This window comes from Paenibacillus sp. SSG-1 (assembly GCF_002224835.1).
In the GTDB taxonomy this organism is placed as follows: domain Bacteria; phylum Bacillota; class Bacilli; order Paenibacillales; family Paenibacillaceae; genus Paenibacillus_AQ; species Paenibacillus_AQ favisporus.
This window is the reverse complement of record NZ_MBRK01000001.1, coordinates 6,952,107-6,968,813: the sequence shown is the minus strand read 5'-3', so window position 1 is coordinate 6,968,813 and position 16,707 is coordinate 6,952,107. Positions and strand designations below refer to the sequence as shown.

Genomic DNA, 16,707 nt, shown 5'->3' with positions numbered 1-16,707 from the left:
AATGCGCCGCAGGCCCATCCGCAAGTGACAGATTGCTCCGTCTTTCATCATCCCCTCAGGAGAGGAAATGAGATATCCGGTATTAGCTCACGTTTCCGTGGGTTATCCCGGTCTTGCAGGCAGGTTGCCTACGTGTTACTCACCCGTCCGCCGCTAACTATCAGGAGAGCAAGCTCTCCATCAAGTCCGCTCGACTTGCATGTATTAGGCACGCCGCCAGCGTTCGTCCTGAGCCAGGATCAAACTCTCCAAGAAAGTTGGAAGAATCTGCTCACCCGAAGGGAGTAGCTTTCCAACGAAAGTTTGTAGCTCATTTTGAATCTGACGAGATTGATTTAATCTCAGTTTAAAACATCATCCATTTGTTCAGTTTTCAAGGAACTTGATCGCTGCATTCGACATTATTTTCAATTCCGACGCAGGATTATATTGTATCATGTCATTCATATCGTGTCAACACTTATTTAGCAAGCATTGAGAAGATTTGAATCACCGCCTTGTTTAGCGGCAAGAAATAATATATCACGGATACCGCCTATTATGCAACAGTTTTTTTAAATTTATGTTGTGGTAAAATTTACTTACTTATTGTTAGCCAATTCTCTTCTTCACTGACGTATCTATTTTGCATTAACCGTTGATCGCATGTCTTAGAATTCTGTTCTTGCTGTAATTGGTTCTTACTTGCTGTAATTGGTTCTTACCATGTGCTTATCTACTCAAAAGGATCATAAGTAGAAGCCATACTCGCAGTACCGTTACTTTGTGTTTTCTTAAACAAGGAGGCTGACAAATGAGCGATTGGTTAAACAAGATCCGCAAGGGCATCGGCAAGAAGCTGGCCGCCATTCACCGCTGGAACGCATGGATGGTTGTCTTTCTAGCATTTAGCGGAGTGATTCTTCCCCTTGGGTTCTGGCGCGAGGTGCTTGGCGGAGGCAGGGTCTGGCTGAAATGGCTTCATATCGGTGTCGGCTTGGCCCTGCTCCTTCCCATCGTCTACTACCTCTTTCTGGCGGGCAAGCATTGGAAGCTGCTGAAGGACCGCCCGAAGCAGAAGTGGAATGTCATCATCGTACTATTCCTGCTGGCCGGCTGGTTCCTTTCCGGGGTGGTATTGTGGCAGTTCAGAGCATTCGGCCCGGCATGGTCCAACCCCGCTCTGACGATTCACGACCTCTTTACTTGGGTGGGTCTGCCTTATATCATCTACCACTCGGTTACCCGTACCCAATGGCTCAAAGAGCCTCACCGGCGGACGGTAAAGTCCGGGGCTGACCGGCCAGCGGCAGCAAATACTGCAAACGAGCCGCTCTACACGCGCAGAGCTTTCATCCGATCAGCGATCGGGGTAGGTATGGCGGTAGCGTTCGGGCCCTCTTTTATCAAATGGCTGGGCAGCAGTATCGGTTCGTCACAGCAAAACATGGAGGAGCTGCTCGAAAGGGATGCCAACCATCTGGTCCCGGCACCCACACCTGCGGCAGAATCCCTCACTCCAGTCGGTGGAGGCGCTAAAGGAAATTTTCGCATCTACACCGTAACCCCCATTCCCTCATTCGATAATACCAACTGGTCTTTTACTGTAGATGGGCTCGTCAATAAACGGCTGCAGTGGAACTGGGAACAATTCGTTAACCTTCAGCGTGTGGTCCAGGTGAGCGATTTTCACTGCGTCACCGGCTGGTCGGTGTACCATAACACTTGGGAAGGCATCCCCCTTAAAAAATTGTTGGATGAAGCCGGGGTTCAGCCAGCGGCACAAACTGTGAAGTTTTATTCGGGCGATGGGGTCTACACGGACTCTATAACGATGGAACAGGCTCGCATGGATGACATTATGGTAGCCGTTCTGCACGACGGCAAGCCCATTCCAAGCGATCTCGGCGGTCCGGTACGGCTGATCGTTCCCCAAATGTATACTTATAAGTCCGTCAAATGGTTAAACCGGATTGAATTGATTCAAGGCGACCATGTCGGCTATTGGGAAGAGCGGGGTTACGATAAAAATGCCTGGCTTCCGAACGCCAAAAGGACATAACTCGCTCCTTGCAGCCCTTCAATCAACGCTCAAGCCCCCTCCTCATGACCGCTGAAAACAAGGCGGCGGCCTTCCCGCTGCCTGCGGTCATGTAATGATCCGCATCCGTTCTGTCAAACCCCATCCATACAGCCCCGGTCCATTCCGGCGTATAGCCGACGAACCAAAGATCGCGGTTTCCCTTGCTGCTGACGCCGGGCAGGCCAAGCTGCGTCGTGCCGGTTTTGCCCGCTACCGGCCGGTTCATCCTCGCTTTCAGCCCTGTGCCTTCGTTCACGACACCGCGCAGCATGCTCGTCATATTTTCCGCCGTCGAGTGCGAGATGACTTGGCGCTCATCCGGACGGTAGGCATACAGCACCCGACCTTTTGAATCCGTAACCTGCCGTACGAGATGCGCATCACGATAAATCCCTCCGCTGGCAAACACGCTGTACGCCTGCGCCATTTTCAAGGGAGAGACGCCGGAATGAACGCCGCCAAGCGCAATGGACAGATTAGCATCCTCAGAGGTAAGCGAAATGCCCAGCTTCGCCGCGAATTGTATCGCCTTTGTAATCCCTACCTGCTGCAGCAGCCATACGGCCGGAGCATTTACAGACTGCTGCAGCGCTTGCCTCATGGTCATTTGCCCCTGATAGGCTCCGCCCAAATTCTGAGGCCTGTAGCTCCCGTAAGCTATCTTGCGATCCTGAAGCATGCTGTCCGGCGAAAATTTACCGCTCTCAAGGGCCGGGCCGTAAGCGATAATCGGCTTAAAGGCAGAACCCGGCTGCCTGGCATCAACCACAGCCCGGTTCAAGCTGCCTGCAGCCGGATGCCTGCCTCCGGTCAGCGCCACAACCTCTCCCGTCCGATGATCCATAATCACCATCGCTGCTTCAACCTGCTGATCCTTGCCGTCCGGCGGAAAGAAATCCGGGTTGGCAAACGTATCTTCCAGCGCAGCCTGTGCAGCCATATTCATTCCCGTTACGATGATATACCCACCCGTCTTCAACTCTTCCAACGTTTTGCCTGTTCGGAGCGCGGCTTCCTTGAGAGCAGCATCCATATAAGAGGCCCCCAGCACAGGAGGATTCACCTTCGCCGGCGGCTGATATTTCGTATTCATAGCAGACATCATGTCATCACGGGTAATCAGACCTTGACGCTTCATAATGCCAAGCACTACGTTGCGCCGTTGTATGGGCAGGTCGCCCTTATATAACGGATTGTAAATGGACGGTCCCTTCGGTATGGCGGCCAAGGAGGCGATTTGCGCCACACTGAGCTTTTTCAGATCCGTCACTCCGAAATAATGCTCCGCCGCAGATTTGATGCCGAATTGCCCATCCCCCATGTAAATCTCATTCAAATACAATTCCAATATGTCATGCTTGGACAAGCGTTTCTCCAGCGACAAAGCGATGGAAGCCTCGTTCAGCTTGCGCAGCAGCGTTTGATCCCGGTTCAGATACAGATTTCGGGCCAGCTGCTGCGTAATGGTGCTGCCGCCTTCCGAAATCCGCATATGGATGGAGTTGGTGTATACCGCACGTGCAATCCCTTTATAGTCCAGCCCATGATGTCCATAAAAACTCCGGTCCTCCACCGCCAAAAAAGTGTCCAGCAGCAAATCTGGCATATCTTCCAGGTGCGCCTTGGCCCTGTATCCCGACTCCGGCAGTGGTATTTTTCGAAGCTTGGTCCCATCCGAAGCCACCAGGATGCTCGACTCCGGCAATATCAGTTTCTCGGGATGACGCCCCACGACGATACCTCCGTACGTATGTACATAAAACAGACCAGCCAGTACGATCACCGCCCCGATGACCGCTATATCGAATGAGAGGTAGAACCCCCTCATCACCTTACGCCAAACCTTTGCCTGCAGGCTGTTCATGACGCTGTCATCAGGCTTTCCAGAAGCCTCTCCAATCCTTGCGCTTCCCGCTTCACGGATTCCATATCGAAATCTGGCGGCCGCTGACTGTCCAAATCCGCAGCCTCCAATGTGCGGAGCAGAGATTTGATTCGCAAAATGACTGCCATCACCTCTTCGTTGTCCAAAAGCGGGCTCGTTTCGTTTTGGATGGGCGGTGTGGATATTCGATCGGTTGAAGAGGTTGTCATCCATCTACGAATGCCTTGTAAGTGGCTTGCCAATGCTTTTAACTCACCACCGGAGGCAACTTTCAGTTCACGAAAGGATCCTCGATCTGCCAGCTCCTCCGCCGCTCTCACGATCTGTTTCATATCATCCGCAAGTTTTTGCGAGCGAAGCATGAACAAACCGGCAAACACGATCAAAAAAACAACGGCGGCTATCGGCGTTCTACCAATATAGTTCACCAAACCACGGGCCAGCCTGGCAAAAAATGAGTCGGGCGAAACATGTGCATAGGACCACACAAAGACACGGTATGTCAAAAAAAGTACGATACCGCTTAATAAAGCGCTGCCCGTCACTGTATACAGATAAGCAGCCCGAACCGTTAACCATTTTCTCAAAACTCAGGCCTCCTCTCAGCAAAGCGGAAAATTCACCCACCTATGCGCAAAAGGATACCAGACAATTCTTAACAAACACCCGCGAAATCCTTAACATTCCCTTAAAATTCCACCGCAAGCAGAAATCCGGCTTCATGCAGAGAGCCCCTTCATGCGAGTTTCATCGACGATAAAACAGCAACATCAGCATGTGGAAAAAAGAAAAAGCCCTGGACCCATTTTTCAATGAGCCAGGACCTTGTTGGTCACGACCTATAACTAGTTCGATTCTTCGTTCAAAAGACGAATGAACTCGTCCTCGTCCTCGATCACCTGGATGCCGAGCTGCTTCGCTTTGGCTAGCTTGCTGCCGGCCTTCTCTCCGGCAATGAGCAGGTCCGTCTTGGCCGAGACGCTGCCCGTCACTTTCGCTCCCAGCGCCTCCAGCTGCGCCGACGCCTCGTCGCGGGTCATTTGGTGCAGCGTGCCGGTCAATACGACCGTTTTCCCACTAAAGAAGGAGTCGGTTTTAACCGCCTGAGGTGCCTCAGGCGCCTTCGCCTGCACGCCGAGGGAAAGCATTTTCTCGATGCCCGCCACCACAAACGGATCGGCAAAGAAGTTCACGATGCTCTCGGCGACAATGCCGCCGACATCCGGAAGAGCGATTAACTCCTCTATGTCGGCTTTCATCACAGCATGGAGATCCCGGTAATGGTCCGCCAGCATTTTGGCCGTGGATTTGCCGGTGTTGGGAATACCCAATGCGTACAGGAAGGAAGCGAGATCCCTTCCCTTGCTTTTCTCAATCGCCTCCAGAAGATTCATCGCCTTTTTCTCGCCAAAACGATCCAGCTTCACCAGCTGCTCAAACGTCAGCTCGTACAGCTCTGCCGCTTCGCGCACGTTCAGTTCGTCATACAGCTGTCCGGCTGTCTTATCGCTGAACGTCTCGATGTCCATCGCATCACGGGAAGCGAAATGCGTAATCCGCCCGATGATTTGCGGCCTGCAGTTCAGCTTGTTGTTGCAGAACAGATGGGCGCCGCGCATTTCCAGCGGGAAGCCGCACGCCGGGCAATGCTCCGGATAAATGATTTCACCGCCGTCGTTCTCTTCGGTCACCTTACCCAAAATCTCCGGAATGACGTCGTTGGAACGGCGGATAAACACGCGCGTACCCAGCGCATATTTCAGGTTTTTGCGCTCGATGTCCCCCACGTTGTTCAGCGTACAGTTCTGAACGGTAACGCCTGCCAGCTCCACCGCTTCTACCCGGGCGAGCGGAGTTACTTTACCGGTACGGCCTACGTTCCAGCTGACGGACTCCAGCACGGTTGTCGTCTCTTCCGCCTCGAATTTGTAGGCTACCGCCCAGCGAGGGAATTTGTCCGTATACCCGAGCGCCTCGCGCGTGCGCATGTCGACGATTTTGATAACGGCTCCGTCAATGAGATAGTCCAGGCTGGAACGGCGCTCCTGAATTTCGGCCAGCTGCTCCATCACATCGTCGAAGTTATCGAAATACGTGATGTACGGATTGACTTTAAAATGATTTTCCCGCAGAAAATCCATCATTTCCTTATGGCTGTCGAACCGGATGTTATCCGAATAGCCCACGTTGTAGAAATAGGCATTCAACCGGCGCTCGGCCGTAACCTTCGGATTCAGGTTGCGCAGCGCTCCCGCCGCCCCGTTCCTGGCGTTCTTGAGCGGCTCTGCCGCCGTCTTGTTGTACTCCTCAAGGACAGAGAGGTTCATAATCCCTTCGCCCTGCACCTCGATCGTTCCGTCCTTATATGGAATGCTCAAAGGCACAGACTTAATCGTCTTGATCTGCGGAAGGATGCCTTCGCCGACCACGCCGTTTCCACGCGTAGCCGCCTGAACCAATCTTCCGTTGGTATAGGTCAAATTGAGCGTGAGCCCGTCAAACTTCAGCTCCACCGCATAGCTCAGCTCGGGCAGAGGGTTATCCGGGTTCTTCTTGTTAAAGTCTTGAACCAGCCTTACAGCCCTTGCGTTCCAGCTGCCAAGCTGTTCGATATTTTGGGCCTTATCCAGGCTCCACAGCGGAGCCAGATGACGATGCTGGACAAATCCTTTGAGCAGCTCTCCCCCTACACGCTGTGTCGGAGAATCCGGCAGCGTCATGCCGGTCTCCTTCTCCAATGCAACGAGCTGGTCGTACAAAGCGTCGTACTCTTTATCGCTAATGACAGGCGCATCCAGCGTGTAGTATTGATAATTGTGCTTATTCAGCTCGGCTACGAGCTGCTCCATGGTCAACTTCGGATCCATGCAGGGTCATCCCTCCGTCTATAGATTCATAATTTTAATTTTCCACTTTGGTGATCGGCGCAAACCCGGCCAAAAGGCGTTTCACGCCAACCGGCGCTGGAAAAGCGATCTGCAGCTCCGTATCGTTGCCGCTGCCTTTCACCGAAACGACCGTCCCGATGCCCCATTTGCCGTGGGAGACCTTGTCTCCCGCCTTCAGGGCGGTGAGGTCCGAGGTGCTGCTCGCCGCTGCCATTTTGGCCGGAGTGGAGGTAGTCACCGTCACCCGGCTCTCCCGGCCAACCGAAGTGGCCGTGGAACCGCTCTGCGAGGATGGGGCAGCACTTCTGCCGAAGTTGCTGCCGCCGCTGCCAAAGCCTCTTCCTCCATAAGAACCGCCAATATTGCCTCCGCGGCGGTAGCGGTCACGGGCAACGACCGTATCTTCCTTCAGCTCTTCCGGGATCTCATCCAGGAAGCGGGAAGGCGGGTTCGCCGTCGTCCGGCCGAACAAGGTGCGCATTTGCGCGCAGGAGAGGAACAGCTGCTGCTCCGCGCGGGTAATCCCGACGTAAGCCAGCCGACGCTCCTCCTCCAGCTCCTCATTATCCTGGAAGGCCCGGCTGTGCGGAAATACGCCTTCTTCCATGCCGATGATAAACACCACCGGGAATTCCAGCCCCTTGGCGCTGTGCATCGTCATCAGGACAACTGCATCCGTGCGGTCCTCCTCGCTGTCGTTCATACTGTCGATGTCGGCGATGAGCGCCAAATCGGTCAGAAACGCCACCAGCGACTTATCTTCATTATTCTTCTCAAATTCCATCGTAACAGACAGGAACTCGTCGATATTTTCCAGGCGGGACCGGGATTCGATCGTATTCTCACGCTGCAGGTCGATCCGGTACTGGGTCATCTCCAGCATTTTCTCGGTCAGCTCAGTGACCGACAGATACTCCACCATCTGGTAAAGGGCCGAAATCATATCGTAGAACTCCACCAGTGCGTTGCGGGTCCGTCCGGCAAAGCCGAGATCGTCAACGAACTCCAGCACACGGAAGATGGACACTCCCCGCTCCGTCGCTGCGGCTGAAAGCTTCGCCACTGTCGTATCGCCGATACTCCGTTTGGGAACGTTAATGATCCGCGTCAAGCTGATATCGTCATCCGGATTGGAGAGCAGGCGCAGATAGGCCAGCATATCCTTGATCTCTTTGCGGTCGTAGAACTTGATGCCGCCGACGATTTGGTACGGAATGTCCGACTTGATCAAAATTTCCTCGATGACCCGGGACTGGGCGTTGGTCCGATACAGGATGGCATGATCCTGGTACGACTTGCCCTGATTTACGTTCTTGCTGATTTCCGAGGTGACGAAATACCCTTCGTCATGCTCCGAGTCCGCCCGATACACTTTAATCTTCGCACCTTCGCCTTTATCGGTCCACAGCTTCTTCGGTTTGCGGCCGGTGTTCTGTCCAATGACTTCATTCGCTGCGTTCAGAATCGTCGCGGTGGAGCGGTAGTTCTGTTCGAGCAGAATGGTGCGCGCTTCCGGATAATCCTCTTCAAAATTCAAAATGTTGCTGATGTCCGCGCCGCGCCAGCGGTAAATGGACTGGTCGCTGTCACCCACAACGCAAATCCGGTGATGGCTGTCAGCCAGCATTCGGCACAGCATGTACTGCGCCCGGTTCGTATCCTGGTACTCGTCGACATGAATGTACTGGAACTTTTTCTGATAAAAATCAAGAACCTCCGGCACTTCCTTAAACAGCTGGATCGTAGCCATGATCAAATCGTCAAAGTCCAGCGAGTTGTTGGCCTTGAGCCGCTTCTGGTACATCGTGTACACCTTGGCGACCAGGCCTTCGAAATAGTCCCCCGCCTTCTGTTCATACTGCGCCGGCGTCACCAGTTCGTTCTTCGCCGTACTGATCACGGACTGGATCGCTTTCGGCTCGAATTTCTTCGTGTCGAGGTTCAGATCCTTCATGCAGTTGCGGATAACGGACAGCTGGTCTGTGGAGTCCAGAATGGAAAAGTTCGAGGTGAATCCGATGCGTTCAATATCTCTCCGCAAAATGCGGACGCACATCGAGTGGAACGTGGACACCCAAATGTCCCGGCCCTCATTGCCGACCAGCTTGGCTACCCGGTCCTGCATCTCGCGCGCGGCTTTGTTGGTAAACGTAATGGCCAGAATGCCCCAAGGCGGAGCTTTGCGGGTTGCGATCAGGTAAGCGATCCGGTGTGTGAGCACCCGGGTCTTGCCACTGCCCGCGCCGGCCATGATGAGCAGCGGGCCGTCCGTGGCTTCCACGGCTTGGCGCTGCTGCGGGTTCAGTCGTTGTATTGCCTGTTGTATATCAATAGGTTGCATGCGTGCATGCTCCTTCCTGCTATAGAAATTCACAAATATGATAGGACATCATAAAAGCGGTATGCGGCGTGGCCCAACGGCCAGCATCTATTATACCGGTTAGCGGTTATATGCATTTGGGGATTAGAGGTAGTACCGACAACAGTCTAAATCCACTTGCTTTTATTCCTTAATAGCCTTAACCGTCAGCAGCGCCTGCTTCAAATCTTCGTAAACGGCGTTGCCGACGACGATGGTGTCGCAGACGTCAGCAGCCTGACGGGCCGAATCGGCATCCTTGACGCCTCCGCCATAGAACAGCTTGGCCCCGTTAAGCGAGCGGTGAATGTGACGCACGGTCTCCATGTCCCCGAACGTCCCGCTGTACTCCACATAGACAACCGGCAGAGACATCAGCTTGTCCGCGACCTGGGCATACGCCGCTGCTCCGGCCGCATCCAGCTGGGTCTGCGCACCGGTCAAGCGGGCAACCGTGGAATCCGCGTTCAGGACGATATATCCTTCGGGAACGAGCAGCTCCCACGGGATCATGTATCCATATTCCTCTACCGCCCGCTGATGATGGCCAACGAGCCATGCCGAATCCGAAGCATTGAGCACCATGGGGATCATATACAGATCAAAACCCGGTACGATCGCCTCCAGGTCGGACACCTCCAGCACGCAGGGGACCTCATATCGCCTAATACGGGACAGCAGCTCTACGGTGTTATCAAACGTTACCCCGCTGGACCCGCCCACCATGACGGCGTCCGTACCGGACATGCACACCGCATCCAGCGCCTCATCGGAGATCTCCTTATCCGGGTCAAGCTTAAACACATGCCTCCATGGCATAATCATTTGCATCAAACGGCATTCCTCCACGACAAATCTTCATAAATCTAGTCTATGTCAGCACCGGGTGAGTGTCAATTTGTGTTCGCATAAAATGCGAACATTTTTTCGCCAATCCGCCGTACACAAAAAAGAAGATATGCTCCGGGTAGAGAAGCATATCTTTCAAGTCATAAACGATTCATCAGGTGAACAATATGGATGCAATTACCACCCGAGCGCAACCAGCCAGCGGGTATCACCGAGCTCTTGTTCCGTTACAAAGTCGGAATACACGCCCGTAACCCCCATTCGCTGCAGCCTGCCAATTTCGGAAGGATCGTTAATCGTATTCACATAAGCCGTGATTCCCGCTTTTTTCAGCTTGGCCAGAAAGTCTGGCTTCGCCCGGGATTCCGGGATCGTAACCGCCTCAATCGAATGGCTGGCAGCAAAATCGATGACTTCCTGATCCGTATCCTTGGTCGCATACAGCGTGTATATAATGGACGGAAACTCATAAATACCATTCACCATGTCCAGCATCGGCTGATCGTAAATTTGCGGCACGACCCTTTTCAGCAGCGCGGGATCGCGTTTTTTCGCCGTATCTACGAGGATTTCCAGCTCTTTTTGCATATCCGCCGGCTCCTGCTCCTTCGTATCCGTCACGATATAAATATCGGGATAATGCTCCATCAGGTCCAAAATATCCGACCAATCCAGCGGCTCGTAGGTGCCGAGGATTTTACTGTTCTTGAAGTCGCTATAGGTCAGTCTCCCCGACTGCTTGTCCTTCGGAAGCTCACCCTTTTGCCCCAGCAGCTCGGTCATGTACTGCGTCCATTCGTGCCTGGCCACCAAATGGCCGTCCGCCGTCAGAAGCAGATCCACCTCGAATACGCGGTTTCCTTTTTCGTAGTTGGCAATAAACGCCTCATAGGAATTCGTGTACGCATGCTCGCGGATCCCGCCCATCGCGTGGGAAATGACCCGATAATCGGTAAAATTGTTGTTGATGTCCTTGGAGCTTCCCTGGGGAACCCACATCATCAGGCCGGCCGCTACAACCAGCGCCAGCAATGCCACCCATTTCCTCATCGATATCACATCCTTTTCACCAGCGTAAGCGTGAGGGGAGCGTGTCTGATTCGTTGGGAGCCGAAGAAAGAGATTCGTTAGTAGAGATTACCCGGACGGAAGGAGTGTCAAACGATGAGGGGGTAGGGGAAAGATGGGAATGCCCTATGGGAAAAGAAAAAAGCACCGCAGCAGCCGGTGCCTAATCGAACTTTTCATTATAGAGTTCTAATCTACTCTATTCCTTGATTTCTGGTAGATAGATCGTGAATAAAATCATGCAGTCCCTCCCGCCAATCCCTCAAATCAGTCAGCCCATTTGCCCGAATCGCCATGTGATCCATGACCGAATATGCAGGACGGGGAGCAGGACGGGGAAATTGAGCCGTTGTGCAGGGTTCAAGCCGGGCGGTCAGCTGGATTCCAGCTTTGCCCGCTTCGTCAAAAATAGCCCGGGTGAAGTCAAACCAGGTACACTGCCCCGCATTGGAGGCGTGATAAATGCCGTATTTCTCCGTTTGGACGAGTTCAAGCAGAAAGCGGGACAAATCTACTGTGAACGTAGGAGAACCCAGCTGGTCGTTGACGACCTGCAGCACGGGTTTTTCTTGACCGAGGCGCAGCATCGTTTTGACGAAATTGGCTCCATGCGCACCATATACCCAAGAGGTGCGGACAATGAAGTACCTGGTAGACAGGCTCTGCACGAATTGCTCACCAGCCCGTTTGGTTTTGCCGTAGACGCTTTGGGGATCAGTCTCGTCATATTCCCGGTAAGGAACAGAAGACCTTCCGTTAAAAACATAATCCGTGCTGATGTATACCAGCTTGGCTCCGCAGTTCTCCGCTGCCGTCGTCATATTCCTGGTGCCGATCGCATTAACCCGGTAAGCCCCGTCAATGTCCGTTTCTGCCGCATCCACGGCCGTGTAGGCCGCGCAGTGGACAATCGTGTCCGGCCCAAAATCATTAACGGCCTGCTGGCACGCATCCCAACGAGTAATATCGAGCATGGAGCGCCCGCAGCCCAGAACCTGATGCCCCGCTTGCTGAAACAAGGCGGTCACATCCCGGCCAAGCTGTCCTTCGGCTCCTGTCACAAGGACTTTCATACGCTGTCCCCCAAACGCGAACCGTACTGCTTCTTGTAATAATCCTGATACTCACCGGACTGAATTCGCGCCCACCAATCTTTATGATCCAGATACCACTGAATCGTCTCCTTGATGCCGGATTCAAAATCGTACTTCGGCTTCCACCCCAGTTCCCTCGTTATTTTGGCAGGATCGATTCCGTAACGGCGGTCATGCCCCGGCCGATCCTGAACATGCGTAATTAATGATTCCGGTTTACCCAGTTCCTCCAATATCGTTCTGACAATATGAAGGTTCGTCCGCTCATTGTTGCCGCCAATGTTATACACCTCGCCCGGCTTGCCCTGATGGATGACAAGGTCGATGGCAGAGCAGTGGTCTTCGACATACAGCCAGTCCCGAATATTCAACCCGTCGCCATAAACAGGCAGCGGCTGCTCGTTGAGGGCGCGGGAAATCACGAGTGGGATCAGCTTTTCCGGAAACTGATACGGACCGTAATTGTTGGAACAGCGGGTGATATTTACGGGCAGTCCAAATGTTTCATAATAGGCCCGGACCATGAGATCTCCTCCGGCTTTGCTCGCGGAGTAAGGACTGTTTGGAGCCAGCGGTGTTTCTTCCGTAAAAAGGCCCGTATCTCCCAGCGTACCGTATACCTCATCGGTGGATACCTGAACGAATTTGGTCACCCCATGCTTCCGGGCTGCATCGAGCAGCACCTGCGTCCCCAGCACATTCGTCTTCACAAAAATATCCGGTTCCAGAATGCTCCGGTCTACATGGGATTCAGCCGCAAAGTTGACGACGATATCGATCCCTTGCTGAAACCATGATTCCACAGCCTCCGCATCGGTAATGTTGGTCGCCGTAAATGTGTAATGGGGATGATTCTGGATGGAGCTGAGGTTTTCGAGGTTGCCGGCATACGTCAGTGCATCCATATTGACGATTTCCAATTCAGGATACTTTTGCAGCATGTATATAATAAAATTACTTCCGATAAACCCCGCTCCGCCGGTAACGAGCATTTTCCTTCCCATCGTTTGATCCCTCCTGGTCGTAATCAAAAGTTAAGCTCCGCATCCTTCAGCAGAGGATGGCGCTGATCTTTATCCGACAGGATCGGACTGGAGACCGGCCAGTCGATGCCAAGCGCAGGGTCGTTCCACAAGATGCCCCGGTCATGTTCAGGAGAATAATATTCATCTACCTTATACAGAACCTGCGTACCCGGAACCAGCGTGCAGAATCCGTGGGCGAACCCTTTGGGGACAAGCAGCTGCCGCTTGTTATACTCACTAAGAATCACGCCGGTCCACTCTCCAAACGTCGCTGAATCCCGCCGGACATCCACAATCACATCATAAATCGCACCGCTCAGAACGCGGACCAGCTTGGTCTGGGCTTTGGGGTTCAATTGATAATGAAGGCCGCGGATGACGCCCGCCTCTGCGGAGAGCGATTGATTATCCTGAACGAATGTGTGCGTAATCCCCTGCTGGCGCAGTACAGCCTCGTTATACCCCTCCATAAAAAAACCCCGGTTGTCACCATGAACAACAGGTTCAATCCATACGGCATCTGCCAAGCGTAATTGATTCACTTTCACACGGAAGGCCCCCCAATGGTAGTCTTGTAAGTAACCAAAATCGAATTCATTCTTATTAATATATGGTGCTACCAAACCGTAAGGTGATCTATTGGTCCGCCCTTTTTAAGTCATAAATCATCTTAGGGGAAACTGTTTCAATTGAGTGGGGCCAGAGAGGTTTAGGGGAGAATCGAATAAGCTGTAGTAACACTTCTAAATTCCATATATATACAATACACCATACATCCAGCACGAGGAAATGAATATTTTAGAGATAAAAAAACAAGCCATTATCATAAGTATTAGCACATAAAAAAGGCAGAATCCGCACGACATGGCGGGATTCTGCCTTCATTTATTTTTTCTTACTTCACCAGCTGCCCACGAGTTACGCCCAGCTGATTCGTCGCCTTCAGCGTCTTCCACACCTGCGTGCCGCTGATTTCGCCGCGCAGGGCACGGTTGTACAGGTCGATGACCTCGTGCACCTGTTCAGGCGTTTCCTCCAGGAACTCGACGCGGTAGGTCGAGACGCCGAGGTCCATGAAGTTCGTCAGGTACTCGGCACCGGACTGCTCGATGGCGTTGTAGACCGTGTTGCGGCAGCCCTCGTCCACGCGGACCGGATGCGACATGCCGATGCGGTCCTGCAGGGACGCCCGGTGCGATTCGCACGGACGGCCGCAGTTCGTGAAGTCGGTGCCTTCGCTCAAGAAGGTACAGTATACGCAGTGCTCCGTATGGAACATCGGCAGATGCTGGTGGATGACGATCTCCATCTGCGACGTTTTGGAGCGCTCCAGCAGATCGACCATCTGCTGGATGTTCAGGTCGTAAGACGGCGTGACCAGGTCACAGCCGGCTTCGAGGAACAGATCCACCGCTTTGTGGTTGGCGATATTCAGCGAGAAATCGCCAATCAGCTGCGGATGATCGGCATCCGGGTTTTCCATCCGGTGGCGCAGGTAGAAATACAGCGCCCCGGTGTTGCGCACAAGCACGGCGTCCGGCTTGAGGCGCAGAATATTTTTGTGGTAGCCGTTCTCGTTCGGCATATGAATGCGCGGCGTCGCCAGCGCGATCCGTTTGCCGGCGGCATGAACGGCTTCCACCGCTGCCGGGAACTGCTTGATGAACTCGAAGTCGGCGTATATCATCTCTACGCCGGCTTCGAGCGCAGCCTCCACCTGCGGGAGGCTGCGGCACAGCGCGGTGAGCTTTGCCTCACCGCGGGCCACCGGCGATGCGCTACGCGCGGCATCGCCATACACTGTTGCAGCCCGTTTCACGTACACGGGCGGCTTCGGGCGCTCGCCTGCGAGCAGCTCCACCGCACGGCGGCGGATATTGTTCAGCTCGCGCATCGGCACGATGACGTCGCCCTGCAGGTCGACGTCCAGCTTCTCGAGCTGGTAGACGGTGCCGCCCAGGCGGCCGAACTGCTCCTCGAGCAGAGCGTAATCCATCGGCCGCTTCTTGGCGATTTCCAGCTCCATCTCCGAGTCCACCTGCACCGTCGTGCCCTTCTGCACGTCGGTCCAGACGGTCGTCAGGAGGCCGCCGGCATGGCCCACGGCTTTGACGTGAACCGGGAACACCCGGTACGGCTTCTCCGTCTCGAACGTTTGACGCAGACGCTTGTCGAGCGCCGGATCGTTCGTTTTCCAGATGCGGTCACCGACATGCAGCTTCCGCAGGTCCACGTCACTCCGGCCCGGAACGATGTCCACGATCCAGCCTTCGCCGGCTTCCCCGTCAATCTTGACGCCTTTACGGCGCAGGTCGTAAATCCGTCCGCCCTCTTCCTGCTTCGTCGGGTCGCCGGCGTCGAACACGATGCCGTCCCCACGCTTCAGCGGAGCTTCGATCTTGCAGACGACGCCGTCGCGCAGGATCTTTTCGACCCGGCCGACGTACACGCCGCGGCTTTTCGGGAACGTGCCGTCGACCAGCTTTTTGTTGTTCGTGCCTTTGAGGAATCCATGCGTAAAACCACGCGAAAAGCTCTGCTGCAACTCGCGCATTTCCTCTTCGCTCGGCGGCGTATTGTCGCCGTCAAAGTAACGGTCGATCGCCTTGCGGTACTTGCTGACCACGTTGGCCACGTACTCGGGGCTCTTCAGCCGCCCTTCGATTTTAAAGGACGTGACGCCCGCCTCGATCAGCTCAGGCATCAAATCGATGGCCGCCAAATCTTTTGGCGACAGCAGGTAAGCCACATCGCCCATCGGCTTCTGCTCACCGTCCACGATCAGGTCGTACGGCAAGCGGCAGGCCTGTGCGCATTCGCCGCGGTTGGCCGAGCGGCCGCCCCACATTTCCGACGTCAGGCACTGACCGGAATAGGAGACGCACAGGGCGCCATGAACGAATACTTCCATCGGAAGCTTCGCCTGTTCCCCGATTTTTTGAATCTGCTTCAGGTTGTTTTCACGTCCCAGCACGACACGCTCCATGCCCCACGGCTTGGTGAATTCCACCGCTTCCGGTGAAGTGATCGTCATCTGGGTCGAGCCGTGAATCGGGAAGTCCGGGGAAATTTCCCGGATCAGCTTCACCAGCCCCAAATCCTGCACAATCACAGCATCCACGCCCGCATCGATACAGGCGTCGATCAGTTCCTTGGCATCCTCCAGCTCGTTTTCAAACACCAAAATGTTAAACGTCAAAAAGCCCTTCACACCATAGCTGTGAAGAAACGACATGATCTCCGGCAGCTCCGCCATCCGGAAGTTGTTCGCCCGGGCACGGGCGTTAAACTTTTCCACGCCGAAAAAGATCGCATCTGCTCCGTTGGCTACCGCCGCCCGCATGCAGTCCCAGTCGCCGGCCGGCGCCAGAAGCTCCACGTCTTCCCTTCTTAATGCCTGTTTGTTCATCTATATCCTCCCAAACCGGTCCTGCCGGTTCAAATTCTAGAATTCTCGTACTCATTGCAGACCTAACG

Annotated in this window: 11 protein-coding genes and 1 rRNA gene (1 of these 12 cut by a window edge); 1 reads left to right on the top strand and 11 read right to left on the bottom strand. The window is 54.1% G+C overall.

Annotated features, from left to right (window positions below; genetic code table 11):
- Positions 1-255: ribosomal RNA gene (locus BCV73_RS31640) — 16S ribosomal RNA — on the bottom strand (it extends 1,298 nt beyond the left edge of the window).
- A gap of 538 nt (positions 256-793) precedes the next feature.
- On the opposite strand from BCV73_RS31640, the gene BCV73_RS31635 reads away from it, so the two are divergent.
- Positions 794-2,041 (top strand): molybdopterin-dependent oxidoreductase, encoded by a 1,248-nt coding sequence (locus tag BCV73_RS31635; protein WP_089549782.1) that lies wholly within the window; start codon positions 794-796, stop codon positions 2,039-2,041.
- 22 nt (positions 2,042-2,063) lie between these two features.
- Here the strand turns inward: BCV73_RS31635 and BCV73_RS31630 are convergent, their stop codons facing one another.
- The 10 genes from BCV73_RS31630 to BCV73_RS31585 form a co-directional block, all read right to left on the bottom strand.
- The gene (locus BCV73_RS31630) at positions 2,064-3,926 is read right to left on the bottom strand and encodes a transglycosylase domain-containing protein (protein ID WP_089549781.1); all 1,863 of its coding nucleotides are present in this window, start codon (positions 3,924-3,926) and stop codon (positions 2,064-2,066) included.
- The gene (locus BCV73_RS31625; RefSeq protein ID WP_089549780.1) at positions 3,923-4,534 is read right to left on the bottom strand and encodes a hypothetical protein; all 612 of its coding nucleotides are present in this window, start codon (positions 4,532-4,534) and stop codon (positions 3,923-3,925) included. The genes BCV73_RS31630 and BCV73_RS31625 overlap by 4 nt, the downstream gene beginning before the upstream one ends.
- A gap of 258 nt (positions 4,535-4,792) precedes the next feature.
- Positions 4,793-6,814, bottom strand: a complete 2,022-nt coding sequence (gene ligA / locus BCV73_RS31620; protein WP_089549779.1) for an NAD-dependent DNA ligase LigA — start codon at positions 6,812-6,814, stop codon at positions 4,793-4,795.
- Between the two features lie 34 nt (positions 6,815-6,848).
- Positions 6,849-9,176: a DNA helicase PcrA gene (gene pcrA, locus BCV73_RS31615; RefSeq protein WP_076174500.1), complete on the bottom strand. Its 2,328-nt coding sequence runs from the start codon at positions 9,174-9,176 to the stop codon at positions 6,849-6,851.
- A 162-nt stretch (positions 9,177-9,338) separates the two neighbouring features.
- A complete protein-coding gene (gene pcrB, locus BCV73_RS31610) occupies positions 9,339-10,025 on the bottom strand; it encodes a heptaprenylglyceryl phosphate synthase (RefSeq protein ID WP_089549778.1) in 687 nt (228 codons plus the stop codon).
- Between the two features lie 195 nt (positions 10,026-10,220).
- Positions 10,221-11,093 carry a phosphatidylinositol-specific phospholipase C/glycerophosphodiester phosphodiesterase family protein gene (locus BCV73_RS31605; RefSeq protein ID WP_089549777.1) on the bottom strand — a complete coding sequence of 291 codons (873 nt, stop codon included), beginning with the start codon at positions 11,091-11,093 and terminating at the stop codon, positions 10,221-10,223.
- Between the two features lie 212 nt (positions 11,094-11,305).
- Positions 11,306-12,184, bottom strand: a complete 879-nt coding sequence (gene rfbD, locus BCV73_RS31600) for a dTDP-4-dehydrorhamnose reductase (protein ID WP_089549776.1) — start codon at positions 12,182-12,184, stop codon at positions 11,306-11,308.
- Positions 12,181-13,209, bottom strand: a complete 1,029-nt coding sequence (gene rfbB / locus BCV73_RS31595; protein ID WP_089549775.1) for a dTDP-glucose 4,6-dehydratase — start codon at positions 13,207-13,209, stop codon at positions 12,181-12,183. Before rfbB ends, rfbD begins: the two co-directional genes overlap by 4 nt.
- Positions 13,210-13,232: 23 nt before the next feature.
- Positions 13,233-13,778 carry a dTDP-4-dehydrorhamnose 3,5-epimerase gene (rfbC, locus tag BCV73_RS31590; protein ID WP_076174510.1) on the bottom strand — a complete coding sequence of 182 codons (546 nt, stop codon included), beginning with the start codon at positions 13,776-13,778 and terminating at the stop codon, positions 13,233-13,235.
- Positions 13,779-14,125: 347 nt separating this feature from the next.
- Positions 14,126-16,639, bottom strand: coding sequence for a U32 family peptidase (locus BCV73_RS31585; RefSeq protein WP_089549774.1), 2,514 nt, complete (start codon positions 16,637-16,639; stop codon positions 14,126-14,128).
- Between the last annotated feature and the right edge of the window lie 68 nt (positions 16,640-16,707).